The sequence below is a fragment of the Paenibacillus amylolyticus genome, assembly GCF_047302515.1.
In the GTDB taxonomy this organism is placed as follows: domain Bacteria; phylum Bacillota; class Bacilli; order Paenibacillales; family Paenibacillaceae; genus Paenibacillus; species Paenibacillus amylolyticus_G.
On record NZ_CP168019.1, the window covers coordinates 6587782 to 6612336 of the forward strand.

13 protein-coding genes are annotated in these 24555 nt (G+C 43.9%); all 13 read left to right on the forward strand.

Annotated features, from left to right (window positions below):
* Nucleotides 1–133 precede the first annotated feature (133 nt).
* Nucleotides 134–4087, forward strand: coding sequence for an S-layer homology domain-containing protein (locus ACDJ59_RS28875; RefSeq protein WP_413407038.1), 3954 nt, complete (start codon nucleotides 134–136; stop codon nucleotides 4085–4087).
* 204 nt (nucleotides 4088–4291) lie between these two features.
* The gene (locus tag ACDJ59_RS28880) at nucleotides 4292–4633 is read left to right on the forward strand and encodes a hypothetical protein (protein ID WP_076332560.1); all 342 of its coding nucleotides are present in this window, start codon (nucleotides 4292–4294) and stop codon (nucleotides 4631–4633) included.
* Nucleotides 4634–5221: 588 nt separating this feature from the next.
* Entirely contained in the window at nucleotides 5222–8224 is a 3003-nt protein-coding gene (locus tag ACDJ59_RS28885; protein WP_413407039.1) for an S-layer homology domain-containing protein, read from the forward strand.
* A 168-nt stretch (nucleotides 8225–8392) separates the two neighbouring features.
* Complete coding sequence (locus tag ACDJ59_RS28890; RefSeq protein WP_413407040.1) at nucleotides 8393–10984, forward strand: hypothetical protein; 2592 nt, start codon at nucleotides 8393–8395, stop codon at nucleotides 10982–10984.
* 140 nt (nucleotides 10985–11124) lie between these two features.
* Nucleotides 11125–11691 (forward strand): hypothetical protein, encoded by a 567-nt coding sequence (locus ACDJ59_RS28895; protein WP_091036335.1) that lies wholly within the window; start codon nucleotides 11125–11127, stop codon nucleotides 11689–11691.
* Nucleotides 11692–11839: 148 nt separating this feature from the next.
* Entirely contained in the window at nucleotides 11840–12112 is a 273-nt protein-coding gene (locus tag ACDJ59_RS28900) for an alpha/beta-type small acid-soluble spore protein (RefSeq protein WP_017691962.1), read from the forward strand.
* 255 nt (nucleotides 12113–12367) lie between these two features.
* Entirely contained in the window at nucleotides 12368–13570 is a 1203-nt protein-coding gene (gene metK, locus ACDJ59_RS28905; RefSeq protein ID WP_091036339.1) for a methionine adenosyltransferase, read from the forward strand.
* A 198-nt stretch (nucleotides 13571–13768) separates the two neighbouring features.
* A complete protein-coding gene (locus ACDJ59_RS28910; RefSeq protein WP_413409937.1) occupies nucleotides 13769–17473 on the forward strand; it encodes a SwmB domain-containing protein in 3705 nt (1234 codons plus the stop codon).
* 116 nt (nucleotides 17474–17589) lie between these two features.
* Nucleotides 17590–18816 (forward strand): stalk domain-containing protein, encoded by a 1227-nt coding sequence (locus tag ACDJ59_RS28915; protein ID WP_413407041.1) that lies wholly within the window; start codon nucleotides 17590–17592, stop codon nucleotides 18814–18816.
* Nucleotides 18817–19047: 231 nt separating this feature from the next.
* Complete coding sequence (locus ACDJ59_RS28920) at nucleotides 19048–21771, forward strand: stalk domain-containing protein (protein ID WP_413407042.1); 2724 nt, start codon at nucleotides 19048–19050, stop codon at nucleotides 21769–21771.
* 47 nt (nucleotides 21772–21818) lie between these two features.
* Nucleotides 21819–22979: a sensor histidine kinase gene (locus tag ACDJ59_RS28925; protein WP_036612500.1), complete on the forward strand. Its 1161-nt coding sequence runs from the start codon at nucleotides 21819–21821 to the stop codon at nucleotides 22977–22979.
* Nucleotides 22980–22986: 7 nt separating this feature from the next.
* Nucleotides 22987–23709 (forward strand): response regulator transcription factor, encoded by a 723-nt coding sequence (locus ACDJ59_RS28930; RefSeq protein WP_026081439.1) that lies wholly within the window; start codon nucleotides 22987–22989, stop codon nucleotides 23707–23709.
* Nucleotides 23710–24066: 357 nt separating this feature from the next.
* The gene (locus ACDJ59_RS28935) at nucleotides 24067–24444 is read left to right on the forward strand and encodes a hypothetical protein (RefSeq protein WP_413407043.1); all 378 of its coding nucleotides are present in this window, start codon (nucleotides 24067–24069) and stop codon (nucleotides 24442–24444) included.
* Nucleotides 24445–24555: the final 111 nt, after the last annotated feature.

Here is a 24555-nt window from a genome sequence, read left to right on the forward strand (position 1 = left end):
AATATTATTCCAGACCCAACCTTATCCCTAGTGGATAGGGTTTTTTGTTTATTTTGAGATTTTTACTAAATAATTGGAACCTTTTGCCGATATATAAAGGTAACTGACTTAAAAAGAGGAGAGATGATACGTAATGCAACAAAAGAAACGGCCGTTGGTCTGGATCATGTTGGTCACCATGGTGTTCTCATTGTTCCCACAAGGTCTATTCGGTGGGGCTGTTGCTTCGGCTGCAGAAGGTGATCCGGTTGGATCTAATGCTTATACCACATATTTTACGCCAGATCTTAGAACATTGCGGGAGACCGCTGCTCTATCTATAGTTCCAGATGCAACCAAGGCTTTCTTGACACGTTCAAATGCATACACAACCTCAACTTCATCAATTACAATTTCAGGTTCTTATGCATTTGTATCCAATACGAGCTTGAAGGTTAAAGTTGAACAACTGAACTTGGTTACATCCGGTTCAGATAGCAAATGGGTTCCGGACTCCACTAAATCAATTACAACCGCTGTTACTGCTGATCCAAGTGGTAATAACAAATTCACAGCCAATAACCTGAATCTGTTCCCGGGATTCAACCGGGTTACTTTCTCTGGTAACCAGGGATCTGTGGAACGGTCAGATACATTCTATGTATTGTACGATCAGGCTCCATTTATTGAGAGCTTCCAAGTATTTACGGACAGTTCCGCTACTGGCGGTAACAAGTCTTATAACCTGAATGAGGGTTCCAACACAGTTGTAGATACACAACGTGTATCCATTCAAGGTAAAGTACAGAACTCTACACTTGTAAGTGTTAAAGTGAATGGCGGGGATGAAATCAATGCCTCCATGTTACAAGATGGATCGTTCTTCTTGCCACAGCTAGCATTAAAAGCAGGACTGAATAATTTGAAGTTCAAAATTTCAAGTGCATCCAATGCCATCGAAACTGAACGTTCGATTTACTATTTTGATAAAGATCAACCTTTTACGGATTTGAAAGTGCAAATGGGTGGTCAGAACAAATCTATTTTGAGTAGCAACCCAACCTTTACAGGTACTAGTCAAACTACAGCAACCTTGACCGGACAGGTGCTGCTTCCTTATTCAGCAAGCCCTAATCCATTTAGTCCGACGAATGGTGAGATCACGTTGTCTAATGGCAACTTGACGCAACCAACTAATTTTGTATTTAAGTCGGACCCGGATGAAGAAGTACTAATCACGGGTTCCGATGGTGTAACCATTGAGTACCGATTGGTGAAATTCGAGGTTACAACACCGTATAAATTGGAACTTGCCGCAGATGGCACGTCTCCGAAGAAGGATCAAACGCTTCGTCTCCGTCTCGCATACGGTAATTTCAGTGCAGGATATAACGCAAGTTATACCTTCTCCCCAGGGGCACAGGATATTACAGAGATCTACTATTTGCCTGATTATAAAGCAGGCGAAGCCATTGATTCCCAAACAAAGCTTGATGGCACTAAGCTGCAAACCGATGAATTTTTCATCTTGGTAGAATCAAGTGAACCTATCTCAGGAACGCTAGTAGGTGAATATTTACCAACAGGTACTACAAAGCTTACAATTGACCCTGTCGATACTGTTGATGCGATGAAACTGAAAGATAACCAAAAAATCTATAAAGTTTCCGGTTTCCTTGGCGGAGATCAACAAGTACGCTTTTACTATGGTAGTCCGACGAATTTGCCTAAGATTGTAAAAATTTCTTATGTAACAGCGAGCTCTATTTATGTGGAGAGCCTTCAAAACGGACAAACCTACACTTTTAACTCTAAGAGTAGTTCGCAAAAGCTTACTTTAAAAGGACGTTTTATTGGTTTCAAAACCATAGGCGGTACTAACTTTGTCGCTGAAATACTGGTGAATGGTAAAAAACATACAACGGCAACAACGTTCCCGAATGCAGATGGAACGTTCAGTGTAGATCTTCCGGTCTTGAAATCAGGGCCGATTGTCTATGGTGAGAACACAATTCTAATCCGTGCTACAGATGAGGATGCGAATAAACTTCCAATCACGATCTCGACTACGTTGAAGATCAATGTCATTGACCAGAATCAATCAACAGTGACATCGTTCATGCCTACGCTGATTCCTAAAGATTCACGTCAGCAATTTATCAACAAACCAATTACGCAATATGAAGATGACGAGATGAAACGCATTTTCTCGGTCACACCTGAATTTGCATTCAAAGAAGACAAGTATGTAACAAGTGAAGAAAATTATGACCTCGTCATTAATGGCGGTGGCGCTGATATTGTGAATGTCTACTTCGGTTCTGATAAAATTTTCACTAAAGAACTGACAAGTACAACGATTTTTGAAGTGAATCAACCAGCTACAGCTGGCTTGCCTAGCTATGATATTACAGGTAATAGCGATCTTTTCCTGGCACGGATTCAGAATCTTAAGTTTGATGTACCAGGAACACATGTGTACACACTCGAACTCATCAACAGCACAGGTGCGAGAACGACACAACGTCTTGAGATTGTACGCGAACCTTCGTCTTACCGCATTTTGTCTCCACAACCTACGGTAGGTAACAACATCGTTGTGAACAAAAACTTTGTTCGTTTCGATATTGAAGCTGAGGGAGCATCCCAAGTATTAATTGGCAAAGAGCCTGCAGTTAAACGTACCGATATGAATAATCGTTTTGTATTGGATTATGTAGGACTCAAAGCAGATAAGAATAATGCAATCAAGATTCAGATTATACGCGAGGGCGGCACGATCAACGATACAGTCAATGTGTATTATACAGGTGCGATCGCGATTGATTCACAGTTCATGGCTCCTAAGGTAGCCAACAAGTACACCGTGTTTAACAAAAATGTAGTGCTTTCATTCCCGAAAGGAACGGTACTGCAATCGACAACAACAAGTGGCATGGTGAAGTTTTATCCGGACAACAAACTGTTGTTTGGTATCGCTGATCCAAAAGACGGTGTTGTAGAACGGAAGAATGACTACGGTAATGTTATCGGAGTTAATGCAGATGACAGAAGTACCAATGGTGCCAGCGTAATCCGTATTCCTACCGAGTTGTCGAGCTTCTTCGCCTCGGTGATCAATACAGCCAATTTTACTCAAGTATCTGATATTTACTGGATCAACGGTGGTCTGGGTGAACTGGGTGATCGTGGTACGAACGGATACAAAGCAGGAACAAACGGAATCACGCCGTATTCCATTGATGGAGAGTTTACTAGATATGCTCAAGAGCGTATTCTGACCCCATCCCAGCGCGGAACGTTAACGCTGAGCTATGATCCATCCATTGTTGACGACGTAGGGTCTACGATTACGGTATATCGTTATTCGGATGATTCTAATGTAGGTAAATGGGTTTCCATAGGTGGTGCAGTAGACACGAAGAGTCACACCATTACTGTTCCGTTTGATGAATTTGGTTATTACAAAGTGATGAAGCAAAGTCAAAGCTACCCGGATATCACGAATCATCCATGGGCACGGAACTTGTTAAATGCAATGTATTCCAAAGGAATTATGAATCCGCTCAGAACCAATGCATTTGGTGCGGATGATCAGACAACACGTGGCGAATTTGCTACTTTGCTTGTCAAAGGTATGGACATTCAATTGGTAAAACCGAGTAAAACAACCTTCACCGACGTTTCGGAGAACACGAAATCGGATCGTTGGACATATGAAGCAATTGAAACAGCAGCACGCGCAGGTATTGTTCAAGGGCTCAGTGATGGCTTCTTTGGACCGGATCAGCCGGTTACACGGGAGCAGGCAGCTGTTATGATCGCACGGGCAATGAATGCCAAGCTTGCAGCCAATGACAGTAAATTGACGGCTACTTTGGCCAAATCGTTCCTGGATTCAACTTCTATCGATTTCTATGCACGACCAGCCATTGTGGCGGTTACCAAAGCAAAAATCATGGAAGGAAGCCCTGTAAATATTCCAGGTGCAACCAAAACGCAGTTCCAATTCAATCCAAAAGGTAATATGACTCGTGCAGAAGCAGCCAAGATTGCTGTAGAACTGCTTAAGAAGAGCACGAAGTTATTCCCTAAAACATTGAGCTAATCTAGCATAGTTGAAATAATTTTAGGAAGGACCTGTCCCTTTTACTAAAGGGATGGGTTCTTTTTATGACTGTAGAAGAGCTTATATAGAATTCATTTATAATAGAAGAAAACTGTTTTTTACCAATAACTATTTTTGTAATTTGCTAGAGATTAAGATACAATAACGGTAAATACACAATGATCTAGAGGGTGAAGTTAGCTAATGAAACCGATTTATTCGAGAGCACAGCTGGGCTACATGAAGGCAAAGACACAGTTCGAGAAGCAGGCAGTCATTCTGGAGAAAAAGTTGGAAGATACACGTAAGACAGAGGAGATCTCTCAGGAAGTCATGGAAGGACTTGTACAGTCCACTGGCTTCCATGATGCGTATAACAGTCTGGTTCTGGCCGAGAATGAATTGATTGAATGGTCTCACACCACGATGAAGCATGAGAAGACATACCGGGAGAACAGACAACCAATTGACGATATGTATCTGAGATTGAACAGTGATCCGAATATGCGTGCTCAGATTATTGAGCTAGCGATGAAGATCCGCTAAGTCATAGTCACTGATCCAAGAAGAGGGCCTTGAGGGCCCTCTTTTTTTATTTTTCAATTTTGTAGAATTTGTCGCTTCATCGTGGAAAATTGCGGGTATAAATAAACGTCCACATCAATCCTTACGCAGATTGGATTCGGAGAATACGTCATGAATTCAACTTTACTAAAGGTTTTGAATCCGTTATAGACCCGCACTGCATCAATACATAAATAAATTCAAAACTTTTTTTGAGGAATCCGCAACTTTTTGAAATCTGCTGCGTTTAAGATGTAGAGTCGAAAACATTGGGCAACTTACCAAGAATGACCTCGTGAAGAATCTTGTCTATTTATTAGAAAAAATTGCTTTACGGCACGAGAGACCCATTGTATAATACGTAAGGTAGGATTAGGAAACTACTCTATTTACGTATGATTCTATCTTTTATTCTTGTTTACAAGTTTCTGTGATATGCTCACAGACATCATTTATATTAACTTGCTCATAACTCTGGAAAGGGGGTGCGACAATAGAATGAGGAATACGAGCGACCCTATTAAAGAAAATTCCAATGTTATGAACGCCCAAGGAGGAGACAAAAAGGTTATGAAGAAAATTTTATCCGTAGCACTGTCTACAGCAATGGCATTCTCAATGTTTGCATCTGTAGCATTCGGTGACACAGCAGTAACACCACAACAACAGTTTGATGCATTGAAAGCAAAAGGTATCTTCAATGGTTACCCAGATGGTACAGCTGGTCTGGACAAAGAGATGACTCGCGCTGAGTTCGCAAAAGTTATCACTAAATTGCTTGGTCTGAAAGAGATCACTGGAACTCTTTCTTACACTGACAAAAACTACACAGCTAAAAACTGGGCTGTACCTTACATCGAAGCAGTAACTGCTGCGGGTATCATGGAAGGTAAAAACGTAGAGAAAAAAATCTTCGACTTCAATGGTAAAGTGACAGTAGCTGAAATGGCTACAATCCTGACTCGTGCACTTGATCTTGAAATCCCAACTGAAACTAACAACAACGCAGCAGCATGGGCTAAAGGTTATGTTCAAGCAGCGATCAACGCAGGTCTGATCGACGCTAACGCTAACTTCTCTGGTAATGCTTCCCGCGAATTGTTGGTAGGTGCAGCTTACTCTATCGATCAAGCTCAAAGCATCAAAGTTGAATCTTACACAGTAACTGAAGGTGGAAAAGTTGTTGAATTCAAAATCAGCGACGGCGAAACTGTAAAAGTAACTTTGGATAAAGCTCTTGAAGCTAACAAAGAAACTGAAGTGAAATTCACTTACAAAGATAAAGAGTTCACTGAGAAAGTTACTTATGTAGTAACTGCAGCAACTAAAGTTCAAAGCGTAACTGCTGACAACTTGAAACAAGTTACTGTAACTTTTGATGGTGATGTTGACGCTGCTACAGCAGAAGATGTTAACAACTATCAATTGAGCAAAGATATCAAATCTGCAGTTTTGTCTGCTGACAAGAAAACTGTAGTGTTAACTTTGGATAACGAGTACTACACAGGTGGTAACAAACTCGATAACCAAAAAGCAATCAAATTGACTGTTAGTGGCATCAAAAACTCTGACGGTTCCAAAACAATTGCACAAGAAGTTACTTTCACACCAGTTGATGTAACTACACCATCTGTAAAAGAAGTTAAAGGTTTGGGTACAGGAGCATTCCAAGTAGTGTTCTCCGAGCCAGTTGATCGCGCTTCTGCAATCACAACTTCCAACTACAAAGTTGATGGTAAAGTAATCTCTGGTACAGTGGAATATGCATTCCCTGATAGTGTTATTATCACTACTGCATTGACAACTGGAGATCACAAATTGACAGTTAGCAACGTTCAAGATTTCTCCGGACTGAAAGTAGTTCCAGTAGAATCTGATTTCGCTGTTGCAGCAGATACTGAAGCTCCAACTGTAACTTCTGCAAAATCTTATGATTTGCAAAAAGTTGAGATTGAGTTCAATGAGCCAATCAGATCTTTCACACGCGTGTACAATGGTACAACTGCTAAAACTGGTGAAGTAACACGCTCCGGTAACAAATTGACTGTGACATTCACTAGAGCTAATGCTCTGAGCGTAGGTGAAAACACAATCGTAGTTGAAGGTGCTACTGACTACAGTGGTAACACTGCTACTCGTGAAGTGAAAGTTACTCCAACTCTGGATACTGTGAAACCAGCAGTAAACAATGTTGCAGTTTCTACTGAGAGCGGAAACCATGTACTGAAAGTGAAATATAGCAAATCTGTTTCATCTACCACTAACTCTACTGGTACAGCTAAAGCTAACTACACTATCAAAGATAAAGATGGTAAAGTAGTTGTAGGTAATGGTTTGGATGGAAATGGACACCCAGTTAAAACAATCACTTTCGATTCTAACACGAATGAAGCCATTATCACTTTGTCTGGATACCTTCCACAAGGTAACTACACTGTAGAAGTTTCTGGAGTTCAAGATAATGCTTATGTTCCAAACACAATTGTTCCTGTATCTTCTGCAATTACTATCGGTAACACTTCCGACTTCAAAGTTACAAGATTCTGGAGTGGTACTGAGAACAATAATGGTTCCAAACGTGATGTAAACTTCTTTGTTACATTCAGCAAAGCAGTTGCAACTGAAGGTACTGGTAATGCATTGGAAAAATCCAAGTATGCATTGAAATGGACTACTACAGGATCCTTGGAAGCTCTGCCAAGCAATGCTTCTGTAGAGTTAGTAACTCCTGAAACTGTTAAAATTACAGTTCCTTATACTGACAAAGCTTTGGATGCAGCTGATGCTAAATTGCGTGTATCTCTAGTTGCTGACCAAGCGGGTGGATTTGCTTATACTGATAACAGCTATGTAAGTGGCGAGATTGGTGTAGCAGGTCAAGCGGTTCAGTTGGTGAATGATTCCGTTAAAGCTACTGCTACTAACAAAGTTACAGTTAAATTCGATGGTATTTTGAATACAGTTGATGCTAATGACTTTGCAGTACGTGTAGGTACTACTAACTATAATGTTGTTCTTGATGGTCAACCTACTTACTCGAATGGTCAAACTATCGCTAACTTCACAATTGCTGGAGATAACAAATTGAATGCAGCTCCAGTTGCTAAATTCGGTTTGAGAGTAACTACTCCGAATACTCAAGATAACTTGGGAGTTCGTGTCGATGTTCCTGCTGTAGCTGCTGGTATTGACGTTATTGACAACATCAAACCAGAAACTAAAGACTTCGATACAAACAAAGAAATTGGTCTCGTTGATAATGGTACTAACAGCTATACTGCTAAAGTGAAATTCACTGAAGCTATCGCAGCAGTTCCTGGTACAAATGTTATCAAATTGAGCGTAACTGGTACTACAGTATCTAATGTGGTTTACGCAGTAGATACTACTGATGCCGATGTTCTGAATGTTACATTCACATCTGCAGATGCTCTTACAGCTGAATCTGTCGTTACAGTTGAATTGGATAGCAGCAATGCTAACTCTAAAGTTGTAACTGACCAATCAGATGCTAAGAATGCAGCAGCAGCATTCTCCCTTAGCGGAGTAGTTTCTGCAATCTTGATTCCTTAATAAGAAATTAAGAAATAATGTTAAAGGAATTCTGCATACTTCGGTATGTAGAATTCTTTTTTTATTAGAATGACTATCTATGAAATTCTAAATACAACATCGTAACTTTCTCGCCTTTCCAAACGTTTATACTATAATAGCAACAAGCAACTTATGGGAGGTTTGGAAGTGAATCAAAAGAAAATGTTTGTGAGCTTGCTCGCAAGTGCAATGTTGATCAGTTCAACCGCTGGTATGGCTATGGCAGCGAGCACAACCAATAAAACGTCTACCACCAGTTCAAATAGCAGTACATCGAAGAAAACAACAACGCAGAAGGTTGTACATACACTCGGTAACCTGTCAGCTGTTAAAGTGACAGCGCGAAGTTCCGTAAGATTAACAGATGTCAATATCTTGGCACAGGATGATGGCAATGTGGTTACGTATACATTGTCTTATAAAAACAATGACAGCACCCCAATGATGATGCTCGATTACTGGAGCAAAGTGAAAACCAAGGGTGGGACATCCTTCTCGCCTAAACTGATCGCAAAAGATCAGGAAAAGAAAACAGTCGCGCCTGGATCAACAGTTGACCTGACCTATGTCATGAAAGTGGGTCGCGAGGTAAAACTCAGTGATCTGAACTTTCTCATCGTGAAATGGGATTTCAGTCAAGCTAACTATGAACGTACGTTGGGTAAGTTTAACGTGCCCGCATCCTATAGCATTACCACACCTGTAGGCAAACCAAAGACGGTTCGTCTAAGCGACTCTGCGGTGAAGGTGAAAGTATCTGGCATTAAAGTGTTTCCAGGTGAAGATAAGAATCAGTATGTGAAAATTGGCGTGAATTTAAACAATATCAGTTATAAATTGCTTGAAAATCCGAATATCAAATGGATTTTACGTACACCAAGTGGTACGAACTATCCGTTAACTCCGGATAAAGACAGCACGAGTGTCAGTATTCAGGCTCAAGCTAATAAGGCTCTTAGCCTGATGGCATCTCTCCCAACGTCAGTGAAGCTACAAAAGTCTGAGCTGTTGCTAGTAGAGGAACAAGGTGAAGAGAAAAGTGTTCTGCCTGTTGCTGCATTGCAATTGCCAGAGGCTAGCAAAACGAATGTAGAAGTCGCTGCCAATCAACCGAATATTATTTCAGTTGAAGGACAACGACTGTCCACATTGCTTGAATCTGCCAAAGTTAGAATCGATGATGGTGAATATAGTCTTAACCTTCAAATGAAGCTCAGGAATGAAGGTAAGAAAGCAATTAAGGTGCCGACATATACCTTCGAGGTACGGAATACAGACGGAACGGTCTATCCGATCGAAACCAAAGCTCTGGATACATTGAAGTTGAACCCAGGTGATATCAAGACAATTAAGCTCAGCACAACCCTTCAGGGTGATGGTAATACAAGCAAAATCAAGCTGTATGTCATGAGTCCGGTAGACAAAAATGAAAGCACAGAATCTACAACGTCTTCTCCAACGAATGGATTTGTATTCTCCTATCCTGTAGGTGTCTATGCGATTCCTGAATCGGTATCCAGTGGAGATGGATTGACGACCGAAACTGTCGTTAAGAATAACAAAGGTACATTTGGTGTGTCTTTTGGATCGTTACAGCGGTTGCCGTGGCTTGATAGTGATATTATTGCTGCTAAAGTGACCATTCGTAATGCAGGTAACAAAACAGTTCAACTTCCTGAATTTGAAGCGATGTTTATGATTGATTCTGCTGAGATTGAAGGAGACAAGAAGTTAATCTACACACAAAGTGGCAAGTTACTTGGAGCCGGCATGACAACGGAGGCTTATCTGTTGACTAAGATTCCTTCTGAATTACGTATTTCGCGTCTTGAACTTAGTCTGAACGAGAAAGTTAGTGAAGAAGAAACGAATGAATGGATTACGTTGAATACGTCCGGATTAATTCCACCGGTATCTTATGTTGGAAGCGGTAAGACATACACATTGGGCACTGCTGATAAAGAGACCGAAATGGGTGTGCGGAGAACGATTCGTTATCCGGGAACGTCATCAGACATCGTATACACTGAATTCGAAATGACGAACAAATCACTGCGTCAGAGTGGGCATGGCAAACTGGTAGGTTACTTCAAAACATCGGATGGCCAATATTACAGGGCAACAGCGAAACAAGCAGAGCGTTTGCCTGGACCGGGTCAAAAGTCGATTGTTACGTTCTGGGCTAAAATTCCGAAATCCATTACCTTCTCTGACCTGCGTCTAATTGTGGGTGAAGGTATTGCAGACAGCAAGTTTGTAACGGGTGAAGGGGAAGCGACTGCTTATGTGAATGCTCTGGCATTTGAAGTGCCGCCAACTTCCATTAGTGTTCAAGGCACGTTGACCAATATTGATCTCTATCCTTACTCTTGGACTGCCAACAGTGTGAGAGCATATCTGGCAGGCAGCTCGTCTGTACAGATCGAGATGAATTACAGCTTATCCCGTAATGAAGAGATTGAGATGGGTGAGAACGAGCACAAGTTAATCCTTACATTGACGGACCAAGCAGGTAAATCATATGAGAAAGAGCTGACTTTGGGAACCGATCTGAAAGTGGGAACCAACCAGACACTGAGCTGGAGCATAGAAGACAGCTTCTTCGAGAAGTTGCGTGGTGGTTCGTATCGCTTAAGCGTAGATGATCAGTTCCAGGGACAACGTATTCGTCTTGCAGAGCAAAGCTACGGATATGACCTGACCAAGCTTCCGAAGGAAGAACCTGTTGATTTGAGATAAATGCACATATTCGAATAATCATTAGATTTGTACACAAAACCTCGTTTCCACCTTAACGGAAACGAGGTTTTGCTTGTCGCATCCCTATTTTTTCTCTATAGTTAAAGTTAATAGATTACCAGAGGAGGAAAATGATTCACATGAAACCTTATATGAAAGTATCCCTTGCAGCGCTCGCGATTGGTGTTGGCGTGTGGGTTGGGTCGGTATACAGTAATACAGCGATCGGTGCAGGGACAAGCCAGCCAGGAACAGCAGACGATCCAGTTGTAACGAAGAGTTATGTTGACCAGCAGATTCAAAAAGCATTGGGTGGTGGCGTTAGCACGGGTTCTGGCAATTCATCCGGTAATAATTCCGGATCTACGGGAACCGGGAACTCAGGTAGCACAGGTGGAGACACTTCGCTTCCTCCACTGGTCTCAGGAGCTTCTGATGCCGTTGAGATCGTAACGGTGAAGCCGGGTCAACAGCTGATCGGGAAGTCTGGCGCGGAGTTCATTGTACGTAGCGGCAAAGCTGTGATCGTCAGTGAAGGTACGAATGGTGTAGCGGATCTGACGGACGGGATTGACCTGACGAATGGACAGGCAGCGCCGACCAATCATCTGCTCTCTTTTCCAAGGGATGGACGGGGGATCACGGTATTGGAAGGCAACAAATATAGCTTAACCGTAATGGTTCGCGGTGGATATACTTTGAAATAGGTTTTGCTTCTGTTAAAGGAATTATTCATTCGTCATACATTTCATTTGCTCAGATTAACCAGTTCTAACAAACATTAATACGGCTAGCCAGCCTTGTTCCTGCTCACTCTATAACTGTTGACAATCAATTAATGGAGGTGCAGGAACCATGGCTAGAAGCAATCGTAAAGTGGTACCCGAAAGTCGTCAAATGCTGGATCAGATGAAGTATGAGATTGCTGCAGAGTTTGGTCTCAATGTGGGTTATGGTGGCAGAGGTTTGGCTGGTGCGGATACCGAATTTGGATCTGAACTGGGTGAAGTGAGTGATCATTCTTATGGGCAATACAAAGGGTGGGGACATCTGACTTCCCGCGAGAATGGATCGGTTGGTGGAGAGATCACCAAAAGGCTAATTCGTCAGGCAGAGCAGCACTTATAGGGCTTTTTCCTTACCCCATTTCGTTTGACACGTCTTGACAAATACGTTAAGATGGCACTTGAGGTATGCAACCTTTTCCACTAGGGAAAGGTTGATTTTCGTTTGAGGCAATTACCTGAAAAATCCTTATCTTCGGTACTGCGGACTCCGCGTCCTTATTCCTTTTTGGAAAGCTTCGAGGGTACAGTGAACGAATCGCTGTCATGTTTTGTTCGGGCAATCGCCATACTACTAGTTATGGGAGGTTGAAACTTCATGTCTGTTAAAGGCCGGCATCTATTTACATCGGAGTCTGTAACCGAAGGACATCCGGATAAAATCTGCGATCAGATCTCAGACGCCGTGTTGGACGCGTTCCTGGCGAACGATCCTAATGCTCGCGTAGCTTGCGAAGTTTCCGTAGCCACAGGCTTAGTGCTTGTCATCGGTGAAATCAGTTCAGCTTCTGAATACGTGGACATTCCGTCCATCGTTCGTAATACAATTAAGGATATTGGCTACACACGTGCCAAGTTCGGTTTTGATTATAACACTTGTGCAGTTCTGACTTCTCTGAATGAGCAGTCCGCTGATATTGCCCAAGGCGTGAACGCAGCGCTTGAGAATCGTGACCCGGAACAAGTCGCTCGTGAAACAGAAAACATTGGTGCAGGTGACCAAGGTCTGATGTTCGGTTTTGCAACGAACGAGACACCAGAACTCATGCCTTTGCCAATCGCTCTGTCCCACCGTATCGCACGCCGTCTGGCGGAAGTGCGTAAGAACGGTACATTGGAATATCTTCGTCCGGATGGTAAAACGCAAGTAACGATTGAATACGACGGTGACAAGCCGGTACGTGTAGATACAATCGTTGTGTCTACTCAGCACGCTGAAGAGACTACACTTGCGCAGATCCAAAAAGACATCAAAGAACATGTAATCTTGCCTGTCGTTCCAGCTGAATTGCTGGATGAACAGACTAAATATTTCATCAACCCAACAGGACGTTTCGTTATTGGCGGACCTCAGGGAGATGCAGGCCTCACTGGACGTAAAATCATCGTAGATACCTACGGCGGTTATGCACGTCACGGCGGTGGTGCGTTCTCTGGTAAAGATCCAACAAAAGTAGACCGCTCCGCAGCATATGCGGCTCGTTACGTAGCGAAAAACCTTGTAGCTGCAGGACTTGCAGACAAAGTGGAAATCCAGCTCGCTTACGCGATTGGTGTAGCCAACCCGGTATCGATCAACGTGGATACATACGGAACTGGCAAAGTCAGCGACGAGAAATTGGTTGAGCTTGTACGCAACAACTTCGATCTTCGTCCGGCTGGCATCATTCGTATGCTGGATCTGCGTCGCCCAATCTACAAACAAACCGCTGCTTACGGTCATTTCGGCCGTACAGACCTGGATGTACCTTGGGAGCAAGTGGACAAAGTAGACCTTTTGAAAACTCAAGCAGGTCTGTAAGTTAGCTAACGATATATGGTCATCCAATGAAGCCCTTGATTCCGATGTGGAATCAGGGGCTTTTTGCATCTTTTTACAAAATAAAGAACCATACATTTCCATTTTATTAATTGAAAATCTCCCTTTGACCGACATAAATATAGAGGTCTGTATATCAGACAATTAGGAAAATGAGACAAGGGGGAAGGTCGGGTGTTTATGAAAAAAATGGCCCGCAAGGGATTAGTTAGTCTTATGGTTTTGATGTTAGTCACTCAAGGAATACTCGCCGGATGGGTAGGAGTAGAGTCCGCGTATGCCGCCGATGAGTTGAAGGGGAAAGGGATTAGTACAACGTCACCTGCTGTGAACGAACAACAGGCAAGTGGATCAGCACCACTGACGATTGATTTTATTAAGCCAGTGAAGAAAATCGACGCTTCTACAGAGGAAATCTTTATACAACGAGTCCAGGATGACTCCATTGTAACAAGAGTTCCCGTAACGGATGCAGCTGTGACTGTCGTTGCAGATGATGCTGCTATTGATGCAGCTTTGGGGAAACGTGTGCAAATCCAACTTCCTGCAGTTCTGCCTGGAGGTTCATTCTATGTTAGGATCGGTAGCCAGTCTTTCGTATATGGGGACGGTCAACCGGTTGAGGGTTTGAACAAAGAGTGGACATTCCGTACAGCAGGAGTTAGTACAGCTCGATTAACAGGGCAGTCACCTCTTAATGCGGCATCCAATGTATCTCCTTCAGCCAATATCCAGCTTACGTATGATCGGGCAATGAAGGTCGGTGCAGGCAAGCTTCAGATCTATAGTGGTAGTACATTGTTGGAAGAAATCGATGCCAATTCAACCCGAATTAGTTTCAATACGGCGAGAACAACGGTGACGATTGATCCAGTGAACAATTGGGCGAATAACAGCACGATTTACATAGCAGTACCGGAAGGGTTTTTGCGTGATGACCTGAACAATGATACGGGAGCCATTCAGCGAACGACATGGGGATTCAGTGTGATATCCGATCCCACCGCATTAACCGTATCCACCCTGTCTCCTGCAAACGGAGCAACAGGCGTTTCGCTCACCAATGAATTCACTCTAACATTCAACAAAGAGCTGGACCGGAACTTTACAAGCTCAGCTACAGTTAAGAATGCAAATGGCGGAATTGTGGCTTCAACCACGTTAATTAATACGTCTAACTCTAGACAGTTGCGTATTATCCCGCAAACCACGCTGACAAGTAACACAACGTATACGATTGATATTCCTGCGAATGTGTTCCGGGATCAGACGGGAAATCTGTTTACTGGCCTGAATGGAGCCACATCGTGGACCTTTAGAACGCTGACCGTAGACACAACACCACCTGTACTCAAAACAGCCAAAATGTACAGCAATACAATCATTCGATTAACGTATGATGAGCTGCTCTCCAGTCTTGATCCGTTTGCTTCCAGCTTCACAGTGACGGTTAACGGAGAGAACCGGAATGTAAGTTCTTCCTATGTGTCAGGAGACAGTGTGTATGTTGTTCTGGATACAGGTGTAGCCGTAGGGCAGGTTGTCCGCATTGCCTACGCACCGGGAACAGGAACACGTAAAATTCAGGATTTGTCTCTTAACGCGGCTCCAGCATTCGGAGCGAGGGATGTAGAGAACAGTCTCGATTCCATTATGTCGAAACCACGCGAAGGTACAGCTTATTACAATACAATCAGTCTGTACTATCCAGAGACCGTCTATATCAACTCCAGTGATGCGGTGAGACAATTCAGTGTTACAGCAGACGGGTCAGCGGTGGGCATCAGCAGTATATCCACCAATAATAGTTCGTTGGTAACGCTTAGTCTCAGTCGTTCCATCCAGAATGGTGAAGTGGTACAAGTATCCTATGCGCCAGGAACATGGCCAGTGAAAGACAGTCGTGGTCAAGCTCTTGCTGGATTCAACGGGTTCTATGTACGTAACAGTATTGATACGAAACCACCCGAGTTCAAGAGTGCAGAAGTGAGTGGTACGACGATGTGGATCAGATATAATGAGCCACTGAGCCGGACGAACAAACCACTCAAGAGCCAATATTCCGTATTGGTAGATGGTAAAGCCGTATTTGTCAATGATTCCGAGATTGAGGATGATCTGATTACATTGACGCTAGCCAACACAGTTGCCAGTACTCAAAACGTAACCTTTTCTTATGTGCCAGGTACCCTGCGGTTAACCGATCTAAACAACAATCCTGCAGGCTACGTTAATCTGGCTCCAGTAAAATATACCTTTGGTAACGGGAAAATATTGTCGGCAACTCTTCAAGGGGACAAAGTATATATTAACTTTAGAGATGCACTTCAGGCTCAAACGGCTCTAACGGCTTCACAGTTTAGTGTGCAGCTTGGAGGGACAACAACGAATGTCCTGAATGCTTCCATATCGGGTTCGATCGTGACTCTTAATCTCTCAAACTCGGCAACAGCAGGACAGACAGGTACGGTCAGCTATACTCCGGGAGCAGTGCCGCTGCGAGATGCGTTGAACAACACCATTACTGCGTTTGGACCGCTTCCCCTGCAACAAAATGGCAGCAGCTCGACAGGCAACCAGACGAACAGTCGTCCTTCTTGGCTTACAGAACAAGACTCGTCAAGTTATGGACAAGCTCTGCTTGTGATGAGCACGGATACAGCAGCTACAACTTCGATGATGTCACGCAACAATCGCTCTACTCGTCAGTTCAATGTAGACGGTGCGAAGCTTTTGCAAGCCTTCCAGTACGCAACAACGACTGGCAAAACAACACAACCTGTTGTATTTGAAGTCCCTGCCAGTGAATCTTCCGCTTATGTAGGATTCCCGTTGAACACATTGGCTCAGGTTGCATTAAGTAACCGTACAGGTTCAATTGGTGTCAAATATGGTGATCGTCTGTGGATGGTCCCACTATCCAATCTGGATGTATCCGCAATGAGTCAAGCTGTAGGGGGAAACACAACCAACACGGATGCCTCCTACTTCTATGTACAGGTGGAGACGGTTCCTGTCTCCAGTTCAGGTACGATAGATGGAATGCTGGCCGTTGCAGGAGCACAGAAACTCGGTAATGTTACAGACATTTACCTCTCTGCGTTTAGTGGAAATACGAATCAACGGGTAGAACAAAATATCAAAAGCCAGCTCGCAATGCAGTTGCCTGTAAACACACCTACAGCGACTTCCGGGTTTACGTATATTGATCCAACTACACTGATCCTGGCGAATGTGCCACATACATTTGCGAATGCAACAGGAGGTGTGGTCGTTAAAGGACAACTGAACGGTAACCAGACTATAGTACCTGTCACTCATTCTGTGAGCTATCAGGATACCTCCAGCCATTGGGCAGGTGCAGTCATCAAAGAGTTGTCGTCCAAATGGATCATTGGGGCCACAAATGGCTCTTATTACGGTCCCAATCAGAAAATAACGCGTGCCGAGTTTGCCGAATTGGTAGCCAAAGGCCTTGGTTTGAAAGGAGATCAGACTGCTGCACGTCGTTTCCATGATATTCGTGGTGGTGATCTGACCAGTGCCTACATTGGTGCCGCGGCAGAAGCCGGGATTATTACAGGCAACACGGACGGTACATTCAAACCGGAAAGTGAAATCACTCGGGAACAAATGGCTATTATGATGGTTCGGGCGATGAATTACGGTGGTAAAGCAGTCTCACTTCAATCCTCCGTTACTTCGACGTTGTCCAAGTTCAAGGATAGCAATAAGATTCAGTCCAAGGATTCTGTTGCCAAAGCGGTGCAGGAGGGAATTATTCAAGGCATGACAGCGAGAACATTCGAACCCCAAGGGAACGCGACTCGCGCTCAGGCAGCAGTGATGTTGAAACGTGTCCTGGATAAGTTGGAATATCTGTAATAGTAATTAGCTCTTTTATCTTAGTGAAGCGAAATCGATCAGGGGAATAAGTTCAACTGATTGGTTTCGCTTTTTTATATCATAAGTCATGAATTTCATGAATAGAGGGTGTAGATTTGCTCAAAAAAATACTAGTATTCTTCTTTGCTGTAGGTTTAATATCCATACCATCATTGGTTTATGCTCAAAATAATAAAGAACCCATACAACTGTACGTGAATGAAAAGCCTACAGACATTAAACTGATAACAAAATCAGGGACGGTGTATGTTCCATTTCGAGAGTTTATTCAACTAATGGGGTACCGAGCGGACTACTCAATAGAAAGTCGTGAAATTTTTGCTAGAACGGATCATTCGGAGACATATTTTATACCAGATGTAGGATACTCTGATGATAAGGAAGGATATATTGAGTTGGAAAAACCAGGTATACTCATTGATGGGAAATTCTATCTTCCTATTCGATTTGCTGCTTGGTATACAAAACATTCGGTGGCTTATGATCGAAAAGCAAACACTGCGCGAATGGTAGCGTACGGCTATGGTCAAGAACAAGGGATTCTCGATCTGGTGAGTGCGTATGATAGAGCTTTTACTGTAAAACTACTAGCTTCAAACCATATGCAGAGATCCTATCTGACGGATAGTAAGATTGCACCCCAAGTGAGCGAAATCCCTGATCGAATTTACAGTATAGATATAACAAGCATTACATACGAATCTGCGAACCAGGCATTATTGTATGTTACATATATCCATAATAATCAGGTAATAAATGACCAACATGAGGTCGTGTTTCGAATTATAAAGGAGAACAATCGGTGGAAAATACTTCTGGATCGATATCTTTCCATTAATACTACGCTTCCAGAAGATATCGATAAATCTGTACATACGATAAAAGAGAATTTTAATGAGAAGCAACAAAATGTCCTATCTGACCTCAGGCAATATTATAGAGCGTTTAATCAGAAAGACTTTGATTTAACGTATAAATATACTTCGCCATTTGATATTGAACGAATGAACGCAAATGCAGTTGATGAATGGAGAACATGGGAGCACATTACAAGAGCTTCCTTTGAGTATGGAGACACTACGTATCATATGTCTAATGAACGAGTCGTGTTTCTTGGGGAGAACCAAGCTGTTGTTCACGCAACCTTGGAATGGAGCTACATTTCAGAGAACATAGAGCAGAACTATTCTATATATGAGGCGCTGATCTACCTCGATTACGCCAATGGGCACTGGAATTATAGTTATGATCATGACATTAGTGAGAACGAAGAGGACCCCAATCGAATGTTACCCGAAATTCATTTCCCAGAGTTAAATTGAAAATATAACGAATATCAGTATACAGATAAATTCCCATGTATGAGTAGCTAATTGCATACATGGGTTTCTTTTTGTCAAGAATCCCCTCAAAGTTAGCTGGGGGCGTAACTTTTTCCACAAAAAGAAGTCTATTAATAGAAGAGTATACTAGAGATCTCGCTATCGGCTGCCTACTTGGCAGTGTTCGTGATGTCTAAGATTGATATACAAGATGGGAGAGACGTTTCAGACATGCTGGGGAAACATGGGAAACAGCTGGAAGACGTTAAGGGCAGTAAGGTGAAGAAATGGGCGATTGTGACGCTGGCGGGTGTGATCTGGATTGCACCGGTAATGAGTGCAGGTGGGCAGATGTGGTCAGGCACTTCGTGGCAATCGGTGGCCGCAGCGGCATCTACGAATACAAGCAAGTTGAGTGAAGAAATTCTGACTTCGGGTGCGAAGCTCATGAAATACAGATATACAACAACACGTTCCGGTTCCAAGGTCAACGTACTGGCAGATGTCATCCAGGTGGATCTGCAGAACCCGTATGTGAAGCTGGATGTGATGACAGGCAAGGGCGGTAATCTGAACAGTAAACAGAGCACAGGTGCCATGGCTAAGGAAAATGGTGCAGTAGCTGCTGTAAATGGCGATTACTTCAATGTATCCGGGGAGCTCGCGCCGATTGGTGGACAGGTCTCCGATGGTGTACTGGTCTCCACACCATCCGAACTGTCGGGCATGTATGCCCTCACGGTGACCAAGGATGGCAAACCGATGATCGACGAGTATTCTTTTGACGGAACTGTGAAGGCACAGGATGGTTCAACCTTTGCTTTGCGTGGGATAAATAAAGAGGATTATACAGTAGAGTCGGGTGCGGTGAAATATAGTCATGCCAACTCGATGTATATTTATACACCAGCATGGACCTCCACCAAACGTCCGAATGACCCTTCCACAACGCCGACAGAGGTTCTCGTGCAGAACGGAGTAATTACCCAAATCTCCGATAAAAAAGCGTTAAACATGACGGTGCCGAAGGATGGGTACATTTTGCGTGCGCATGGAACAGCGGCGACATGGATCATGAGCCATCTATCCGTTGGTCAAACCTTGGATGCGGATTACAAACTGAAAGCTAAAACAACCGGGCAATCAGTCGATCCGAGTAATCTGGAGATGATGATTGGCGGTCATACGATTCTTGTGAACGGTGGAAAGGCAGCATCCTTCTCCCGTGATATCGCATCTTCAGGCATTGGTGGCATTCGTGCAAGAACGGCAGTAGGATATTCCCAGGATGGTCGGTATGTCTACATCATCGCCGCGGAGAAAAATAGTAACAGCAGCGGTATGTCGCTGACGGAACTGCAATCCTTCATGACCAGTGTGGGTGTCTGGAAAGGCATGAACCTGGACGGAGGCGGCTCCACAACTATGGTGACACGTCCGTTAGGTGAGCAAACCGCCGGTCTGACGTTCAACACAGAGTATGGTACCGAGCAACGTCAGGTTGTAAACACGCTAGGTGTGTTCTCTACGGCTCCTGTAGGTAAACTGAAGGGCTTTGCCGTGAGTGGCAGCCAAACGTTGCTGGTGGGGCAAGAGGGCAAGTACACAGCCAAAGGATATGACACCTACTACAACCCGATTGCAACAGGCGATATCAGCATGTCCTGGAAGTCCAGCAACAACGGCATCGTGAGTGTCAGCAATGGCACGATCAAAGGCGTGAAGCCAGGCACAGCAACGCTGACGGCAACGAGCAATGGAGCTTCATCTTCTATTAAAGTATCGGTATTGGGTGGAAGTGAACTGGCTTCCCTGACAGCAGGATCAGGTCTGGGTTCGCTCAAAGCGGGCACAACGATGTCCATTCCTGTAACGGCAACAACGAAGAGTGGACAAAGTGTTACGGTTCCGGCAGACTCGCTGACATGGGAATTTATCGGATTCAAAGGTAAAGTCACTGCTGACCAATTAACCGTATCTTCCGTCAATTCTGGTGCACAAGTAGGATATGCGATTGGTCGTTATGATGGTTACAGTACAGTCGTAGTCCTCTCGGCTTCTGCAAGTGAAACGATCTGGGAGAACTTCGAAAATGTGAATTATCCGATTAACTTCACAACGAACGCAGTGGGTGTAACTGGTTCGGCAACCGTCACAGCAGGAACTGGTGAAAAAGCCGGCTCCAATGTACTGCAACTCGGTTATGATATGACTGCTGGAACAGGCAAAATGTACGCTTATGCACAACTGAATGGTTCTACCGGTAGAGAGGTATCTGCAGCAGCTACATCGATGTCGATGGATGTTATGGGAGATAAAAGCCTGAACTGGCTGCGTGCCGAATTCACGGATGCCAATGGCAAAACGGTATATGCCGATCTCGCCAAGGCGATTGACTGGAACGGGTGGAAGAAGCTGAGCGTGGACCTGAACGGACTGAACATTGCCTATCCGGCGAAGCTGAAGCGGGTTTATGTAGTGAACGTGGAAGAAGGTCAGGATGAGCGTGCGAAATCAGGTACGGTTGCTTTTGACAATATCGCATTCACGATGCCTTCCAAGTCCAGTGAAGTAGGATTGCCTACGGGTACAGCTTCACTTGTGCTTGGACAGAAATCGATGACGGTGAACGGAACGAAAAAAGCGATTGATGCAGCACCGGTCCTTAAAAATGGTACAACGTATGTGCCCATCAAACATGTTTTGGACGCTTTTGGTGGTCAGGCAAGCTGGGATAGCAAAAATCAGCGAATCACGGTATTACGTGGTGGCAAGCTGATTGATCTGGTTGTAGGGCAGAAAGAATTCATTCTGAATGGTAAAAGACAGAGCGCAACTGTTGCACCATACGTAACGGGTGGTAGGACTTTAGTCCCGCTCAGACTCGTTTCCGAGCAACTTGGTCTGACTGTAAAATGGGAACAGAAAACGAAGACCGTTACCATCTCATCGTGATATGGTATGATATATACCGGAAACGATAGAAATGGAGTCGAACAAACGTGGATTTACAAGCCGATGCCATAGACCGCGTCATTAAAAACGCCATACAAGTCATGGAAAACAGCAAATATCAAATGTTCGAAATCATGGACTCGACTCGCGATGAGCTGAAAACGCTCAACGAGGAGTTGAAGTCGGTGTTGAAGGAGACGGCGGAAACGATCGAGAAAGTAGATCAGTTGGAGCTGAACTACCGCCGTTCCCGGATCCGGCTGACTGAGGTTAGCCGCGACTTTGTCCGTTATTCCGAGCATGATATCAAGCAGGCATATGAGAAAGCAACACAGCTGCAGCTGGATCTGATGATTTATCGTGAGAAGGAAATGTATCTGAAGGCCCGTCGGGATGACCTACAGAAGCGTGCCAAAAATGTGGAAGCTTCTGTGGAGCGTGCCGAGACCATCGGTTCGCAGATGGGTGTTGTACTCGAATACCTGTCAGGTGAACTAGGTCAAGTGACCCGGATCATTGAAAATGCCAAAAATCGACAAATGATTGGTTTGAAAATAATTTTGGCCCAGGAAGAAGAGCGGAAACGTATTGCTCGTGAAATTCATGACGGGCCTGCCCAGATGCTCGCCAATCTAGTGCTTAGGACGGAAATTGTAGAAAGAATGCTCATTAAGCAGGATTTTAAGATGGTCCAGGCCGAAATAGTAGATTTGAAAGGCCAGGTTCGTTCCAGTCTTGAAGAGATGAGAAAAGTTATTTTCAATCTGCGTCCTATGGCACTGGATGATCTGGGACTGATTCCAACGCTTCGGAAGTACGTGCAGGATTTTGAGGTAAAAACGAAAATCCGGTCGCTTTTTGAAACAAGAGGTAAGGAACATCGTTTATCTTCAGCCATGGAGGCTGCAATCTACCGCCTTGTGCAGGAAGGTCTGTCGAATGCTGCAAAGCATGCTTATCCCACTTATGTTGTAGTGGAAATTACATACCAGGCTCAGCTCGTCAAAATTGTCGTTCAGGACAATGGGCTTGGGTTCAAACCGGAGCTTCTTGCGAAGAAAAGCAAGGATCATACCCACTTCGGTCTGATTGGGATGAGAGAACGGGTTGAACTGTTAGAAGGAAGAATAGAGATTGAATCCGGAGAAAATCAAGGAACCAAAATAGTGATTCATATCCCGACAAACGTGGATAAGGGAAAGGAGTAGCAGGATGATGGAAAACCGTGATACTGGTAAAGCATCGATTAAAGTTCTTTTGGCTGATGATCATCAGCTGTTCCGTGAGGGACTGAAACGCATTTTAAATATGGAGGACGACATTGAGGTCATCGGTGAATGCGGCGATGGTATTCAAGTGCTCGAATTCTGCAATCAGGATAAACCTGATATCGTATTGATGGATATCAACATGCCAATCGAAAATGGGGTTGAAGCAACGGAGAAATTGCGTGAGCTGTTCCCTGATGTCAAAGTAATTATCTTGTCCATTCATGATGATGAAAGTTATGTATTTGAGACGCTTCGTAAAGGGGCTAACGGATACTTGCTGAAGGATATGGAGGCCGAGTCTCTGATCAATGCGATTCGTTCCGTGCATGAAGGACATGCGTTCATACATCCGAAAGTAACAGGCAAACTGATCATGCAGCTGCGTCGTATGACGTATCTTAATGAAACAGGGGCAATGAGTGAAGGAGCTTCGAAGGAAGCTGGTGTTAAATTTGTCGCTGGCGACAATAACCCACTCACACGTCGTGAGGCTGAAGTGCTTCGCTTGATGGCAGAAGGTAAGAGCAACAAAATGATTGGTGAATTCCTGTTCATCAGTGAAAAAACAGTAAAAAACCATGTCAGCAGCATTCTGCAGAAGATGGAAGTGGACGACCGTACTCAAGCTGTTATCAATTCGATCAAATATGGTTGGGTTACGCTCTAATACCTTATGTTTTTCGTAAAGCAGTATTCTTATGGTAATTCAGTCCATTGGTTGATTCAACCTAGACGAAGTATAGATTGGTGTTCACTCGCGCCCTTTCCAGAATGTTGGATTGGTCTGCGGGTTAATGGACTTTATCACTGCAAATGAGCAAAGTGTAAGGTTGTGCGGAACATATGTTCAAGCTTAGGCGTGAATGAATGACCTGGCCTGTCTTTCTTCGTCCGGTGTCGATCAGCGTGGAATATGAGTGATAGGAAATGCAAGTGTAACCCTTCAGGAAGTACAGCATATACTTGTTGTATACAGGGATGTTCGCCATGGGTGAGCATGACCTTCCGAGGAGGTGCAGTTGCCATGGTTGCTCATCTGACTATGATTCTGCTCATATACTTCCTGGCGGCAATGGCCGTTCATGCCATGCACCAGCGCCATCTTTCCCGTCCGGAATCTGAAGGTTTCGAGCAGATCCTGCTCATCCCTTCCAATCAGGCAGGGCGGATCGAAGGCATTGTAAGAGAACTTTGCCGGGAATTATTATACCGTGGTAAGAGCTTCAGATTAACCGTTGTTGCTGATCGTACAGAAGCGGAAACGATTACGATTATTGAAAAGCTTATGCAAAGGCAAGGCATGGAGACATCTTATCTGCCTGCTGTCCCTGCTGATATTGAACGGGTAGCACAGACCGATCACCCGTTTCGACTGATTGATTTGCGTGAGTCAGAGCAATAAATCATCATGTGAACGGAAATGGGATTGGCATTTCGCAGATCTACAGTGAAAAGATTACAGCAGAAGCTGTAGTCTTTTTTTGTAATTGTAGCCAAGTCTGCTTTTAAATTA